The organism is Endozoicomonas sp. G2_1, assembly GCF_017744155.1.
In the GTDB taxonomy this organism is placed as follows: domain Bacteria; phylum Pseudomonadota; class Gammaproteobacteria; order Enterobacterales; family Alteromonadaceae; genus JAGHQT01.
On record NZ_JAGHQT010000004.1, the window covers coordinates 75,858 to 89,809 of the forward strand.

The 13,952-nt window shown below is 43.0% G+C and carries 15 protein-coding genes; 9 read left to right on the plus strand and 6 right to left on the minus strand.

The genetic code is table 11. The features are described 5' to 3' along the window. Positions 1-45: 45 nt before the first annotated feature. A complete protein-coding gene (locus J7384_RS07075; protein WP_209112481.1) occupies positions 46-2,172 on the minus strand; it encodes an ATP-binding protein in 2,127 nt (708 codons plus the stop codon). 185 nt (positions 2,173-2,357) lie between these two features. On the opposite strand from J7384_RS07075, the gene azu reads away from it, so the two are divergent. From azu to minE, 4 genes are all read left to right on the plus strand, one after another. Continuing rightward, entirely contained in the window at positions 2,358-2,795 is a 438-nt protein-coding gene (azu, locus tag J7384_RS07080) for an azurin (protein WP_209112483.1), read from the plus strand. Positions 2,796-3,019: 224 nt separating this feature from the next. Then, a complete protein-coding gene (minC, locus tag J7384_RS07085; RefSeq protein WP_209112485.1) occupies positions 3,020-3,763 on the plus strand; it encodes a septum site-determining protein MinC in 744 nt (247 codons plus the stop codon). Between the two features lie 12 nt (positions 3,764-3,775). Beyond that, positions 3,776-4,582 (plus strand): septum site-determining protein MinD, encoded by an 807-nt coding sequence (minD, locus tag J7384_RS07090; protein ID WP_209112487.1) that lies wholly within the window; start codon positions 3,776-3,778, stop codon positions 4,580-4,582. A 3-nt stretch (positions 4,583-4,585) separates the two neighbouring features. Next, complete coding sequence (minE, locus tag J7384_RS07095) at positions 4,586-4,846, plus strand: cell division topological specificity factor MinE (protein ID WP_209112489.1); 261 nt, start codon at positions 4,586-4,588, stop codon at positions 4,844-4,846. Between the two features lie 88 nt (positions 4,847-4,934). On the opposite strand, the gene J7384_RS07100 is transcribed toward minE, so the two are convergent. Next, the gene (locus J7384_RS07100) at positions 4,935-5,306 is read right to left on the minus strand and encodes a nuclear transport factor 2 family protein (RefSeq protein WP_209112491.1); all 372 of its coding nucleotides are present in this window, start codon (positions 5,304-5,306) and stop codon (positions 4,935-4,937) included. A 144-nt stretch (positions 5,307-5,450) separates the two neighbouring features. Between J7384_RS07100 and J7384_RS07105 the strand changes: the two genes are divergently transcribed. Next, entirely contained in the window at positions 5,451-6,338 is an 888-nt protein-coding gene (locus tag J7384_RS07105) for a LysR family transcriptional regulator (RefSeq protein ID WP_247741676.1), read from the plus strand. Between the two features lie 29 nt (positions 6,339-6,367). On the opposite strand, the gene J7384_RS07110 is transcribed toward J7384_RS07105, so the two are convergent. Then, complete coding sequence (locus J7384_RS07110; protein WP_209112493.1) at positions 6,368-6,865, minus strand: hemerythrin domain-containing protein; 498 nt, start codon at positions 6,863-6,865, stop codon at positions 6,368-6,370. Between the two features lie 120 nt (positions 6,866-6,985). On the opposite strand from J7384_RS07110, the gene modA reads away from it, so the two are divergent. From modA to J7384_RS07125, 3 genes are read left to right on the plus strand one after another with little or no spacing between them, the layout of a single operon-like run. Beyond that, entirely contained in the window at positions 6,986-7,783 is a 798-nt protein-coding gene (gene modA, locus J7384_RS07115; protein WP_209112495.1) for a molybdate ABC transporter substrate-binding protein, read from the plus strand. Positions 7,784-7,822: 39 nt separating this feature from the next. Beyond that, complete coding sequence (gene modB / locus J7384_RS07120) at positions 7,823-8,503, plus strand: molybdate ABC transporter permease subunit (RefSeq protein ID WP_209112497.1); 681 nt, start codon at positions 7,823-7,825, stop codon at positions 8,501-8,503. Then, entirely contained in the window at positions 8,503-9,666 is a 1,164-nt protein-coding gene (locus J7384_RS07125) for an ATP-binding cassette domain-containing protein (protein ID WP_209112499.1), read from the plus strand. Before modB ends, J7384_RS07125 begins: the two co-directional genes overlap by 1 nt. A 29-nt stretch (positions 9,667-9,695) precedes the next feature. On the opposite strand, the gene moeA is transcribed toward J7384_RS07125, so the two are convergent. From moeA to J7384_RS07140, 3 genes are read right to left on the minus strand one after another with little or no spacing between them, the layout of a single operon-like run. Further along, positions 9,696-10,949: a molybdopterin molybdotransferase MoeA gene (gene moeA, locus J7384_RS07130; RefSeq protein ID WP_209112501.1), complete on the minus strand. Its 1,254-nt coding sequence runs from the start codon at positions 10,947-10,949 to the stop codon at positions 9,696-9,698. A 30-nt stretch (positions 10,950-10,979) separates the two neighbouring features. Then, positions 10,980-11,930, minus strand: a complete 951-nt coding sequence (locus J7384_RS07135) for an amidohydrolase family protein (protein WP_209112503.1) — start codon at positions 11,928-11,930, stop codon at positions 10,980-10,982. Beyond that, positions 11,908-12,693 (minus strand): SDR family oxidoreductase, encoded by a 786-nt coding sequence (locus J7384_RS07140; RefSeq protein WP_209112505.1) that lies wholly within the window; start codon positions 12,691-12,693, stop codon positions 11,908-11,910. Before J7384_RS07140 ends, J7384_RS07135 begins: the two co-directional genes overlap by 23 nt. Before the next feature lie 162 nt (positions 12,694-12,855). Here J7384_RS07140 and J7384_RS07145 point away from each other — a divergent pair, with 162 nt between their 5' ends. After that, positions 12,856-13,866 (plus strand): META domain-containing protein, encoded by a 1,011-nt coding sequence (locus J7384_RS07145; RefSeq protein ID WP_209112507.1) that lies wholly within the window; start codon positions 12,856-12,858, stop codon positions 13,864-13,866. The last annotated feature ends 86 nt before the right edge of the window (positions 13,867-13,952 follow it).

Below are 13,952 nucleotides of genomic sequence, written 5' to 3' on the forward strand. Positions count from 1 at the left end.
GTTGCATGGCTAGCTCTTGTTACCTTTGTTAGTAATATTGGGAAGTTAGGCGCTAAGTGGCAGATGAATAGTTATTTTGATGCCGCCAAGCCTGCTGCGCTCAGCAATAATATTACCCTTGTGGGCTTGCACTAAATTTTGACAAATTGATAAGCCTAAACCGCTACCACCGAGCTTGCGACTCCGTGATTTGTCGGTGCGATATAGTCGGTCAAACACTTTGGCTAGCTGTTGCTCTGACAAACTTGGCGCTGAGTCTTCAATCACCAGTTCTAATGTGTCGGTTGTTATTGATACTTGAAAGTGAATAAGGCCAGGGGAATCTGTATAACGACAGGCATTAGAAAATAAGTTAACTAATACTTGTCTGATACGGGCGGGATCGAAATTAGCACGGGTATCTGTGCTTAGTAACAGGCTGGTTTCTACCACTAAATTGTGCTTACTTGCCAGTGCGGTTAAATCGGCGGCGCGAGATTCAAAAAACGGCAACAGTTCAACTGTTTCAACATTGAGTTCTAGTTCCCCTTGATCGTTTTGTGCCAAAAGAGATATGTCGTTAATCAAGTGGTTAAAGCTGTCGATGCGCTCGTGCAAGAGCTGGTAAACCGCTTTGGGATCGTCGGCAATGTCGTATTCGAGTTCTTCCATTTTTAGCTTGAATACCGTTAACGGGGTTCTCAGTTCATGGGAGATATCGGCAAAAAATTGTTTTTTATCGTTTAGTAGCTGCTGGCTCATGTTATTTTGGCGGGTCAAATTTCGGTTTCGTTGGATAAACAGCAACAAGGCCGAGATAAATAAAACAATAGCGACGACAAAGATAAACAGCCGCTGTCGGTTTTGTTTTTGTTCTAATAGCAGTGTGTTTTGTTGTAATAAACTCTGCTCTTTTAACTGTTGAACTTCTTGCTCCTTTTGGCTGACTTTATAGAGCTGGGCATACTGCGCCAACAATGAGCTTTTGTTTTCTTCAGTTTGTTTTTTATAAAGTGTGAGAGACTCCTGTAGGATTGAATTTGCTTCTTCTAACTTGCCGAGTTCTGATTTGATTTTAATCGCTAAATCAAGCGATTCTTGTAAGCTGTAATAGCGGGATTCAAAGACGTTGTTATTAATAATTATATCAATGTTGTTTTCGGCCTGTTGCCACAGTTTTTGTTCGGCTTGGTATAAGGCGCGAATGTAATAGAGGTTATCTTTTAAGTTATTGGTTAAATTCGGTGTGACTAGTGTCTCGATTTTAGCCATCAACTCATCTTGTAAACCACGGTTTTTGAGCTCAATAGCTAAACCGATTTGTCCGTAATAATTTACTAGTAACTTGCCGTGATAGTTGTGTTTGATAGCTACTTGTTCTGATGTTCTGAAATGTTCTAGCGATTTAGCATACTGCCCCATTTTATTGTATAACCGAGCTAAACTGATATGGGCCTCTAGAAAACTGATTGGATAAGAGGCTTGGTCAATTTCTGCAAGGCCAAGTAAGTAGTTAGCTTCTGATTGTTGATAATCTTCTAAATGATAAAAAACTCGGCCGATATTCATCAATATATTGGCGTAATTACCTCGATTTGGGCTTTTTTCAGTTAATGGTAAGGCTTTTTGAAAACTGTCAAAGGCTGCCTTGAGGTCGCCTAATTTGAAATAATTAGTACCAATATTGTTATAGACGCTACCCAAGGCTAGGGTATTACCTACTTTTTGATATGCAGTGGCTAAGTCTTGATAACTATTGAGCGCCAGTACTAATTTATCCTGCAAGCCATAAGCGTGCGCTTTGTTAAACAAGTTAAGGGTTAGCGCTCGCTCGTTGCCAGCCTGTTTTGCCGCCTTAATTCCTCGAACGGTAAGTTTTTCTGCGGTTATTAGATCTCGACGGTCAAGGTAAACTCGGGTTAAAAACCCGATCAACTGTGCTTCTTGGTCTGGTGCGTCGTTATTGTCATGAAGCTTCAATGCTTGTTGACCATAATCGGCTGCCAGTTCCGAGTTATTGCGCCACGTTGCTTTCACTATTTCCGTATATATCGGTAGTTTTTCACTATCAGTTTCTACTGTTGCTAATTGTGCAAGCAGTTCGTCAAGGCTTGGTTGTTTATCTGCCGAAACGGCATTAAAGGCTATGGAAAAATTAATAAAAAGAGCCAGAAAAAAAGCGAAGTAGCGCATAGATATAACCGTTTAAACAAAGAGGCTTTTACACGTTACCGCAATATTGTGAGGAAATTGTGAGCATTCACATTAACGAATAGTTTTTTTAAATTCAGGCGCTTTCACTAAAACTTTAAATTGCATCGATACTTGAATTGAATGATAATGGTTATCATTCAATTTGATTTTTATGTGAGGAAAGTATGAAGAAAATTATCGCGCTTTGTGCACTACTAGCGTCAGGTCAAGCTCTGGCAAACAACTGTGAGTTAACTGTTGAAGCGACAGACACTATGCAATTCAACGCGAAAGAGCTGACTGTGCCAGCGAGCTGTAAAGAAGTTAAGCTAACGCTTAAGCATGTCGGCACCTTGCCGGTAAATGTGATGGGACATAACTGGGTGCTCACCAAAACCGCTGATGTTAGCGGTGTCGCCAATGCAGGTATTGCTCAAGGCTTAGACAAAAACTACTTACCTGCCAATGACGATCGTATTTTAGCGGCGACTAAAGTTGTTGGTGGCGGCGCTAGTACGTCGATTAGTTTTGATGTTTCGGCATTAAAGGGGCAAGATTTGACTTTCTTTTGCTCGTTCCCGGGCCACTCTGCGATTATGAAAGGCAAGTTTGTCGTTAGTTAATCACTACAAATGCCACTTTAACTACTTTAAAGGCGATTGCTCACCCCCGATTGAGCTATTTAGTCGATAAACCTTATATCACTGAGTTATGATCGCCTTTAATCTTTTGCCAATCTCGTAATTTTACTTGCCTTCAAAGATCGCTATCTATAACATTTCAACTCTATTTACGGGGTGTTCTCTGCTTCGGGGCAGTATAGTAATTTTTTGGAGTGTTGTAATTTATGTCTCAAGCTGAGTTTGAGCTCAAAGGTAGTTTGTTCACATTATCTGCCTTGCAAATGTCTGAATACGATCTCAATAAGCTGTCAAATTGGCTAAGAGCCAAAGTTGAACAAGCACCAGGCTTTTTTTATCGCGCTCCTCTCATTGTCAATATTGATGCTTTGGCTGATGTCGCTATCGACTTTACAGCGATCAAAGCTGTGGTTGAACGTCATGATTTCATTTTTGTCGGTATCAGTGGTGGCACCAATAAGCAAAAACAAGACGCTAAAGCGGCAGGGTTAGCGGTGATTGCCAACAGCCAAGCTAAAGTGCAAAAACAAGCACCTAATGCGACACCAGAACAAGCCCCCAAAGTCGTGGAAAAAATCGTTGAAAAGACCGTAGAAAAGGTTGTTGAAAAAGCGGTATTCCAACCGGCAAAAGTGCTCGAACAAACCATTCGTTCTGGCCAACAAATATACGCTAAAAATACCGATTTAATTATTAAAGGTGCGGTCAGTGCTGGCGCGGAAGTGATTGCCGATGGCAATATTCACATTTATGGTACTTTGCGCGGCCGAGCTATTGCTGGCGCTCAAGGCGATACTAGCGCGCGTATTTACTGTAGCAATATGCAAGCAGAGCTTGTTTCTATTAACGGTAATTATTGGTTGAGTGATTCATTGCAGGACAAAGCTTGGGCACAAGCAGCCTGCGTTAAGTTAATTGACGAACAATTAACAGTAGAAGATTTAGGATAAAGGAACAGCTTTATGGCGAAGATTATTGTAGTTACCTCAGGTAAAGGTGGCGTTGGTAAAACAACTTCGAGCGCGGCAATCGGCACTGGTTTAGCGCTCAAGGGCAAAAAAACCGTTATTTTGGATTTTGATATTGGCTTGCGTAACTTAGACTTAATCATGGGCGTCGAGCGCCGCGTGGTTTACGACTTTGTTAATGTTATCAATGGCGAAGCAAACTTAAATCAAGCCTTGATCAAAGACAAGCGTGTTGATGGCTTGTACATTTTACCGGCTTCGCAAACCCGTGATAAAGACGCCTTAACTAAAGAAGGTGTTGAAAAGGTACTCGCAGATTTAGGCGAAGAATTTGATTTTATTATCTGTGACTCGCCAGCCGGTATTGAAGCTGGCGCGCAAATGGCGCTTTATTTTGCCGACGAAGCGATTGTTGTGACTAACCCTGAAGTATCGTCAGTACGCGATTCAGACCGTATTTTAGGCATTTTGCAGAGTAAATCTCGCCGCGCTGAACAGGGCAAAGTGATCAAAGAGCATTTGTTGTTAACTCGCTACAACCCAGAGCGCGTTGATAAAGGTGAAATGCTTAGCGTAGAAGACGTCAAAGAGATCCTAGCGATTGAACTTGTTGGTGTTATTCCTGAGTCAAAAGCGGTACTGAGCGCATCAAATGCCGGACAACCAGTGATACTTGATCAAGAAAGCGATGCTGGCCAAGCCTATATTGATGCGGTAGAGCGTTTGTTGGGGGAATCAATCGATTTTCGCTTTTTAGCTGCCAAGAAAAAAGGCATTTTAAATCGTATTTTTGGAGGTTAAGTTATGGCGTTATTGGACTATTTTCGCTCTTCTAAAAAGAGTTCGGCGTCGCTAGCCAAAGAGCGTTTACAAATTATTGTCGCTCATGAGCGCAATGCTCGTTCTGGCCCTGAATACTTGCCGCAAATGAAGCGCGATATTATTGAAGTGATCAGTCGCTACGTGCCTAGCATCAATGCTGAACAAGTGTCTGTTCAACTAGAGCAAAAAGACGATGACTTAGCGGTATTAGAATTGAACGTAACTTTACCGGAAAAAAGCTAAGTAATTGGTTAATATTAAAAAAGCCTCTAAATTTGAGGCTTTTTTTGTGCTTGTTGCTAGCTAGTACTATTGCTTGAGAAGCGGCTGCTTAGCGCTCACCTTGAATTTCAAAATCATCTTCTTTTAGCTTGGCACTACCGTCGGGTTGTAACACCCATAGTTCGCGATGGACGACACCGTAGGCTTTATTCATGGTCCATTTTGAGGTCAAAATATAGCTGTTGTCATCAACTTTTTGCCACTCAACGTCGGTATAGTCGACGTCACAGTAACCACCGTCTATGATCTGCTGCCAAAACGCTTGAATCTGTGCCCGACCTTTAAATGTCCCCATAGGGCGCGCTTCCATAATGGCATCTTCTTGATACTGAGTGGCGCAGCCGGCTGCGTCTTGACGATTAAACGCTTGTTGCCAAGCACCAATGGCGGCTTTACATGCTTTTAATGTTGATTGAGTCATAGTTTTTATCCGTTGAATAATGGTTGTCTGTCAGTTTAGCGAGTTATTGGTAAAGAAAAACAAACATTATTAAAAATACTGTTTGTAAAAACTAAACAATGATTGGATGATTACTTATTATTGTAGCGATTATATTGAGGCATCATGATCAAAGCCCCGCATCAACTCAGACAAATGTCAGTGTTTGCACGAGTCGTCGAAGCTGGCTCTATTAGTAAAGCCGCCGAGCAATTGGCATTGTCGAAATCAGTTGTCAGTCAGCACCTCAAACGTCTAGAGCAAGAAATGGGTGCAACGTTACTGAAAAGAACAACCCGCCGTCAGCAATTAACCGCCGTGGGTCAAGAGTTTTACACTTATTGCCAGCAGCTTAATGACTTTGCCGAACAAGCTTGGCGCAGTGTTCAAGAGCGCCAGTCGGTGCCTCAGGGCGATATTGTTATTACTGCGCCGCACGCGTTAATGTCTAGCGTTGTCGTTCCGGCGGTAGGTCAGTTAATCAAGCAATATCAAGGTATCCGCCCCAAGTTTATTGTGAGCGATAAAGCGCTCGACTTGATGGGCGATAACATCGACTTGGCGATTCGGGTTGGTGCTTCAAGTGATAGTAATTACAAGCAACGTCGGATTGGGCAGTTTCGCGATGTCTTAGTTGCTAATGAGCACTATCTGGTTAACTCAAAACTGCCACTGGAGCAGATGTTTTACATAGCGAATCATTGGCAAGGGCGTGAAATTCATCACCAGTTTACCAGTAAAATAAACCCTGATAAGAGTAAGAGCTTAACCGTTAATGCAAACTGCGCGGTCGATAGCTTTCCATCAGCAATTGCTTTGATTGAACAAGGTGTTGGTATTGGCCTAGTGCCTGAGTTGGCATTGGCGCAAGCGCGGTCAAGGTTGGTTGAAGTACTGCCTGATTATCAATTGGCGCAAAATACCATTTATGCGCTTCACCCATACCGGCAGCTGCCTTTGGTGGTCAGTACCTGCTTAACGTCGATAGAACAAATGTTGTCGAAACAGGACTAGTTATCCATGCGTTAGTGTTATTAAGTGCTTTAGTAGTTGTCGGCAACGAGTGTCAATACTGGCTCGTTTTTGGTTGTTTCAAATGTAGATTGCTCAATTGATGCGATAATTGCTTTCGCTTCTTTCTCTGTTAACAAGCTATCTAATTTAGGGTAGAGAATTTGCTCTTCTTTAAGGTTGTGATCCAGCAACAAGCGCTCTAAACGAAAAATATGTAAGTTTTCGTCAAATTCTTTTTCGCCAGTGTAGTCGGCTATTTGCTGCTCAATATCGACAAGCGCTTGCCTGATCTCATTGTGATCGTTGCGCATGGTGTGAATTGGCCCGTGGATCAAGGCCAAATAAGCCTTAAAGTGTGGGAATAAAATCTTCTCTTCCCAGATCATATGCTGCTCAAGCTCTTGCTTATAGTCGACAAAGCACTTTTTTGCTTGGTCAAAATCAGTCGTCAAATAGTCTAAAAAGTCATTGAGCAGGACATTTAAACGATCGTGGTCAGCGTGAAGATAATCAGTAATTGGCGACATAATGATTGAGCAGTGGAAAAAAGAGAGGGTAATTATCGCAGTGCCCGCGCGCCATTACTTTGTTTTAGATCAAAGTCTATAGTGATAGTATGATCACAATTGCTACATTGGAATAATCTATTGTTTTATAAGCGTATTTTTATTTTCATTGGTTTGCTGTTTTGCCTCAGTGCTAAGGCAGTTGAACCCGTTAAGTTGAAGGTCGCGGTTGCCAGTAACTTTCACTGGGTCTTGGCGGAGTTAAGCGATGATTTTCAACAAAAAACAGGTATTGAGCTGAGCTTATCAAGCGGCGCCAGTGGCATTTTATACGGTCAAATTCGCCAAGGTGCGCCGTTTGATGTTTTCCTATCTGCCGATGAAACATTGCCAGTGCTGCTTGTTAATCAAGAACTTGCCGTGAGTTCGAGTTTGTCGACTTATGCTTTAGGTCGATTGGTGCTGTGGCAACCTAATCGCGATGTTAGTCCCCGTGAACACTGGTATAACAGCCTTGAGAGCTTGAGCGAGCAAGATCGCATTGCTATTGCTAACCCGCGCTTTGCACCTTATGGTCAAGCAGCCCAAACAGCACTTAAACCACTAGCTAATTACGATCAAATAACCGATAAACTGGTGAAAGCGGCCAACGTCAACCAAGCATTTCAGTTTGTCGATACTGGTCATGCTCAGCTCGGGTTTGTGCCGCTGTCATTGTTGAAGCGAGCTAGCGTGAAGTTTTCACAACAAGTATCGCGTTATCAAGGTTACTGGTTATTGCCGCAATCTGCACATCAAGCCATCGAACAAAAAGCAGTGGTTGTTAAACGCAGTAAAAAGCAGGCAGCAGGGCAGGTGTTAATTGATTATTTGCTGAGTCCTGAAGTTCAAGGAAAACTAGCGCAAATGGGCTATTCACCAGTAAAATTAGCGGAATAAAACCGCAAAGCGAAATGATAAATAGGTTAAGTAAACTCGATGATTTCTAGTCTGGATTGGCAAGCGCTTTGGCTGACTGTCAAATTGGCATTGTTAACAACCGCAATCTTACTGGTGATTGGTTTGCCCAGTGCTTGGTGGTTAGCCCGTTACCAAGGTCGTTTTAAAGCCTTTATTGAAGCCTTAATTGCCTTGCCATTGGTGTTGCCGCCGACAGTTTTGGGCTTTTATTTATTAATGGCTTTTTCACCCAATAATTGGCTTGGCAATACGTGGCAGTCGCTGACCGGGCAATCGTTGGCGTTTAGTTTTAGTGGTATTTTACTCGGTTCAGTGATTTACTCGTTGCCATTTGTGCTACAGCCGTTACACAGTGGTTTTAGCCAACTCGGGCTCAAGTATAGCCAAGCGGCAGCTGGCCTCGGGATGCCAGCAAGGCAACGATTTTTCCATTTGCTGCTGCCGCTAATGAAGCCGAGTATTATCAGTGCGGCGACGCTTGGTTTCGCCCATACCTTAGGTGAGTTTGGGTTAGTGTTGATGATAGGCGGCAATTTACCCGGAGAAACCCAAGTGTTATCAATTGCCTTGTACAACCATGTTGAAGCGCTTGACTATCAGCAAGCCCACAGTTTGGCCGCCGTGTTAATTGTCTTTTCGGTACTGGCGTTAACCGTACTTTATCGCTTTAATCGCAGTTTTAGATTGGGAAGTGTTTGATGTTAAGCATGCAATGTCAGCTGGACTTTGGTAGCAACGACAAAAACTGGCCAGCTAAAGCCTTCAAGCTTGACCTAGATTGTGAAATTCCGCTGACAATTACTGGTGTATTTGGCCATTCAGGCAGCGGTAAGTCGAGCTTACTAAAGTGGCTAGCAGGTCTGGAACAGCAAGGGATTGCCAGTAAAAGTGAGCTTAATATTATTGAACGTGCTAGTAGCGACGATGAGCAACGACGACAGCGTTTAACTGACCTTAAAACCGAGCAGCGTCCCTTTGCATGGCAACAGCAACAAGCCTTGTTGTTTCCGCATTTGACGGTCAGCGAGAATCTCGCCCTGATTGATAAACACAGTGTTACCAGTCGAACTCGGCCATACTCGGTCGATCAAGTTATTGAATGGACTGGCATTGGCCCGTTACTGTCACAACCAGTGACAAGTTTGTCTGGCGGTGAAGCGCAACGGGTGAGTTTTGCCCGTACGCTAATTACTGGTAAGCGCATCATTCTGTTAGATGAGCCTTTTACGGCCTTAGATTGGTCAACTAGAGTGGCGATGTTGGCGCTTATTCGCCAGCTTCACCAAGTGTATCAGCTGGCGTTTATTATCGTCAGTCACTCATTGGCTGAATTATCGTATTGTTGCCAACACATTATTCATCTCGTGCAAGGACAACTTGTGCAACAGGGCAGTTCTGAGCAGGTGTTGCCGAAATTGAGTGAAACCAGCACTGAACAAACGTTTTCGCTACTCGACTTTGTTGAGCCAAGCGATACTCACGGCCAACAATATGGTTTGATGGCCTGCGGCCTTAAAGGTTGCGAACAAAAACTATGGCTCACCCAGCAGAGTTATACTAACGCTGGTAGTAGAGTTCGAGTAGCCGCCAACAAAGTGAGTTTAGCCCGAGCACAGCAAAGTCAGTCGAGCATGTTGAATTGTTTATCTGGAGAAATTGTCGCGATTGACTCAATGGCTGTGCAAAAAAGTGATCAGCAACTGAGACAACATAAGTCAACGCAACACCAGTCAAATCAAAGCGTATTAGTGACTGTATTAATTGGGCAACAGCTGCTCAGAGCCGAAATATCGAGTTACTCTTGTCAGCAGCTGTCACTTGCTAAAGGGCAAAAAGTATATGCCCAGTTTAAAGCGCTCTAGCCTTACTCAATTGGCTAACACAGTGGTGATTAATTGAGTAGTGAACCAAACATTAATACTTTCACTTGTTCGCCAGCACTAACACCGGCGTTGTCTTGTGCCAACACTAGATAACAGTTGGCTTGACTCAGCGAAGATAATACCCCTGAGCCTTGGCGTGATAACGGGGTTACGGTTAACTGGCCGTTGTCATCGATACTAGCTACAGCTCTTTGATAATCTGCGCGTCCCGGACGTTTTCGAATGTTGCGCGTGGTTATCGCATTTAACAATAATTGCTGACGCGGATTGACCGAGGTCCCTGCGATTTTATTGAGGGCTGGCAACACAAGCTGATCAAAGGTCACGGTGGCAGAAACTGGGTTACCGGGTAAGCCGAAAAAGTAGCTGTCACTGAGTTTGCCAAAAGCAAACGGTTTACCGGGTTTAATGGCGACTTTCCAAAATTCGATAGTGCCGAGCTGTGCCAATACCTCTTTAACATAATCGGCATCACCGACTGAAACACCGCCTGAACTAATCACGATATCGGCTTGCTGGTTAGCGTCGATAAAGGCTTGTTTTATTGTTGCCTGGTCATCGGCAATGATGCCAAAGTCAATGACATCTACCGCTAACTTGGCCAACATCGCCTTTAATACGGTGCGATTGGTTTCGTAAATATCACCGTCGTTGAGGCTTTGTCCCGGTTGTTTTAATTCGTCGCCAGTTGCCATAACCGCAATTTTAACTTTGCGATAAACATTAATGTCCTCTATGCCGAGCGAGGCAATTAAGCCAACATCGACGGTTTTTAGCTGATGGCCAGCAGGGAAGACTTCTTGTTGCTGGCTAATATCCTCACCGGCTAAACGAATGTTTTGACCAATTTTATAGTCACCATTAATGGTCACTTGTTGATCTGACACTTGCGTGTTTTCTTGCATCACCACAGCGGTTGCCGCACTTGGGACTTTTGCGCCAGTCATAATTCGAATGCACTGACCGGGACTCAGTTCACCCAAATAAGGTTGACCTGCTAGCGCACTGCCAACTAGCGCAAACTGTTTCGGCAAATCAGCAGTGTCAAGGTTGTCTGCTAAGCAAAGTGCGTAACCGTCCATTGCTGAATTGTTAAAATTGGGTACATCAATCGGTGATTTAACGGCACTCGCTAAGGTGCGACCGCTGCCTTGATGATATTTGATGCATTCAGTGTCTGTGACTTGGCTGACCTGAGTAACTAGTTGTTCAATGGCTTGGTCAATAGGCATTAAGCCGGGTGTGTTATCACAGGTTTGCATCGAAAAATTCCTCGGTAAATATTAAGAGTATTAGCGGTTAGTGCGTTCAGGGTGAGCATTTGCAGACGGAATACTATAACACTGCTGGCTATTTTTATAGGCGAGTTTCGTTACTAGTGTTTGCGGATAACGGTGCGATAACTCAGTGAGTAATTGTTGCCAGTATTCAGGATAGCTTTTACTAAACAAAGTCAGTGGAAAATTACTGGCGAGTAAGACCCTATTTTCGCCAAAAAGCGCTAGACACAAGTCAATGACCTCGATTGGCCATTGGATGTCGTAAGTTCGGTTAGCCATCTCCCAACCAGAGCACTTAACAAAGGTGTTGGGCAACTGACTTATGAGTTTTAACCCTTGATACCAACTTGATGCCAGCATTGACCCGCGCTCAGCAATTGGTGGGAAGCCGGCGTGATTAATTTGTATTTGTAGCTTGGGACAAAGGGCCAATAGTTCGACAAAGGCTGTCACCTCCAAGCGCTGCTCGAATGACATTTGTAACTCAAAACTAAGCGCAGCTTGTTCAAGTAGTTTGAACTTTTCTGCGATATCACTGATGGCTAAAATACTCGCTGCGCGCTCATCAAAAATATCTCGAACCCCGTGCACGCTATGATAGCTTTTTAGTTTATTGAGCTGAGCGCGAAATTCTGGCAGCGGCAATGTTAAATCGAGATAAGCAATTGCCCGAAAGGGCAGCTGGCAGCACTGCTCAAGCCACTCAATTTCACGCCATGGCTGGTGGTTGTCAAAACCGGCTTCAATATGAACAAAACCAGCGAGTTGATAGCCGCTTTCAAGTGCTAAATCAGACTCTGAAAAACTGCGAAAAATTTTGTCTTTGTCGGGCCAGTGTGGCGGGTTGCTCGGCTGTAACCATTGATAATTGCCGCGTGCCAAATCGAACAAATGAAGGTGACTATCAATAATCTTCATATTTTGTGTCACTATTGCCATTTTATTGAGCGGTATAGCCGCCATCAATTACCTGTAAGCTACCCGTAATAAATCGGGATTTGTCAGAGGCAAGAAATAGTGCCAGTTCGGCGACTTCTTCAGGTTGTCCCAAACGATTGAGCGGTTGCAGTGCAGCTTCTTCTGCGTGAATTTGATGCTTGTCAGCCCCAGACTTTTGGCAGTAGTTGTCAATTGCTTGATGGTAAAGCGGCGTTTCGATAGTGCCCGGGCAAATGGCATTGGCGCGAATGCCGTATTCGGCGTAATCGAGCGCTGTCGTTTTCGCCATTGATGCCAATGCCGCTTTACTCAAGTTATAGACAAATGAATTGCGCTTGGCGACCAATGCTTGGTCTGAGGCAATGATAATAATTGAACCAGCTTGCTGTGCTTTCATTGATGGTAGCACTGACTTTACTGCCGCAAAGGCACCTTTAACGTTGAGATCAAAGACGCGATCAAAATCTTGCTCTGAGGTTTGTTCGATATTGGCGGAGAAGTGCATACCTGCATTTGACACCAAACAGTCAACTGGGCTTTGCTGGCAGATATCGGCAATCACTTGCTCCACTTCAGCAAAGTTTGTTAAGTCACATGGGTGAAACTCACCATACTCGCCTGGCTTGATATCTAGATTAAAAACCCGATAACCGCTTTCACTAAAAAGCTTTGCTATTGCTAAGCCAATACCTGAGCTAGCACCAGTGACAATACAACGTCTAGTTTTTGGGCTAGCAATATTTTGCTCAGGATTCGTAGTTGATTTGACTGAATGAGAGAGGGTCATAGATATTTTCTGTTTTCAATATTTTCGACAATAATAAAACAAAGATATGGCGCGCGACCATGTTTATTTTTGTTTCATTTAGTGACAGATATTATTGATTTACAGACTGAAGTCTTATTATTGCGCGATTTAAAATTAAGCGAGCAAAAAGGCGATTGCTTTATGAATATCTACCTTATTGGGGTGTTATCTGTTTTAGTTATGATTAGTGGCTGCAGTCATTCAACAAGAACCACTGAACTAAGTGATGTTAATCGTTGCCAGCAAGCAGGAAACTGGCTAGAAAGTGAGGTAAGTTGTACTGAAAATGCATCGGTTGTTTATGAGCACACTGAACTTACAAAACAGATAGACAGTGTCAGTTGGCAGTTTGTTGGTTTGAAACAACAGCGTCAATGGCTACACAAAGTTAAAACTCATACTGACGACAAGCCAATAACAATTCAATTTAAACAACAGCGATTTTCCGGCCAAGCGCAGTGTAATGGCTTTTTTGGCCGTTACAAAACCTTAGACACTAACAAACCCATTTCCATTGCCATAAAGGATATTGCCACCACTCGGATGTTGTGTGCACCTGAGAAAATGGAAGAGGAGATTGCGCTCTTAATGTGGTTAAAAAAGGCGAAGTCGCTTGATGTTATCAATAACCAATTGATTATTATGTTAAACAAGGATAAGTCTTTGGTTTTTGAACAAGAAAACAATATCGTGGAATCGGTTAAAAGCACTTACCAAATTTGTGCTGAATCTCAAGAGGCACTGTTACTCGGAGTAAGTGATAACCAATGTGTAGCCAATGGCGTTGTTTATTTTGCCGACCACAGGCCAAGTATTTCTTTACAGTATTGCAGTCATTATTTTGATGGCTGTAATAACCATATCGTGAGCAATGGACAATTAGGTGCGTCAACCTTGATGGCATGTCCGCAAGAATTCGAGCCACCTGCGTGTTATATCGACCAACGAGTTTATCAAAAATCGACTGGTCGAGTGTTGAAAATAAATTCAAACAGTATTGATATTGTTTTTGATGATATTGTTGAAGTCTTTCAAATTGAAAATAAAAGCTATTTAAAACAGCTGGTTGTTGGCAATGAAGTGACTGTTGAATACGGTCAAGGCCACGATTATCAAGATAAGATTCTGCTGAATATCTGGTCAGTCCAGTAGTCCATCAATTTTCTTTCATTTTCATTTATAATTTGAAGTTATATTTAATAAATAAAGTTGCAAATAATAATAATTATCATTAAGAT

Excerpts from the sequence above, each read along its gene's own strand:
- J7384_RS07105 (WP_247741676.1), top strand. The coding sequence starts at position 5,451 with ATGATCAAAGCCCCGCATCAACTCAGACAAATGTCAGTGTTTGCACGA.
- modB (WP_209112497.1), top strand. The coding sequence starts at position 7,823 with ATGATTTCTAGTCTGGATTGGCAAGCGCTTTGGCTGACTGTCAAATTG.
- J7384_RS07140 (WP_209112505.1), bottom strand. The coding sequence starts at position 12,693 with ATGACCCTCTCTCATTCAGTCAAATCAACTACGAATCCTGAGCAAAAT.
- J7384_RS07135 (WP_209112503.1), bottom strand. The coding sequence starts at position 11,930 with ATGGCGGCTATACCGCTCAATAAAATGGCAATAGTGACACAAAATATG.
- minE (WP_209112489.1), top strand. The coding sequence starts at position 4,586 with ATGGCGTTATTGGACTATTTTCGCTCTTCTAAAAAGAGTTCGGCGTCG.
- J7384_RS07110 (WP_209112493.1), bottom strand. The coding sequence starts at position 6,865 with ATGTCGCCAATTACTGATTATCTTCACGCTGACCACGATCGTTTAAAT.
- J7384_RS07075 (WP_209112481.1), bottom strand. The coding sequence starts at position 2,172 with ATGCGCTACTTCGCTTTTTTTCTGGCTCTTTTTATTAATTTTTCCATA.
- J7384_RS07145 (WP_209112507.1), top strand. The coding sequence starts at position 12,856 with ATGAATATCTACCTTATTGGGGTGTTATCTGTTTTAGTTATGATTAGT.
- azu (WP_209112483.1), top strand. The coding sequence starts at position 2,358 with ATGAAGAAAATTATCGCGCTTTGTGCACTACTAGCGTCAGGTCAAGCT.
- minD (WP_209112487.1), top strand. The coding sequence starts at position 3,776 with ATGGCGAAGATTATTGTAGTTACCTCAGGTAAAGGTGGCGTTGGTAAA.
- J7384_RS07125 (WP_209112499.1), top strand. The coding sequence starts at position 8,503 with ATGTTAAGCATGCAATGTCAGCTGGACTTTGGTAGCAACGACAAAAAC.
- moeA (WP_209112501.1), bottom strand. The coding sequence starts at position 10,949 with ATGCAAACCTGTGATAACACACCCGGCTTAATGCCTATTGACCAAGCC.
- minC (WP_209112485.1), top strand. The coding sequence starts at position 3,020 with ATGTCTCAAGCTGAGTTTGAGCTCAAAGGTAGTTTGTTCACATTATCT.
- J7384_RS07100 (WP_209112491.1), bottom strand. The coding sequence starts at position 5,306 with ATGACTCAATCAACATTAAAAGCATGTAAAGCCGCCATTGGTGCTTGG.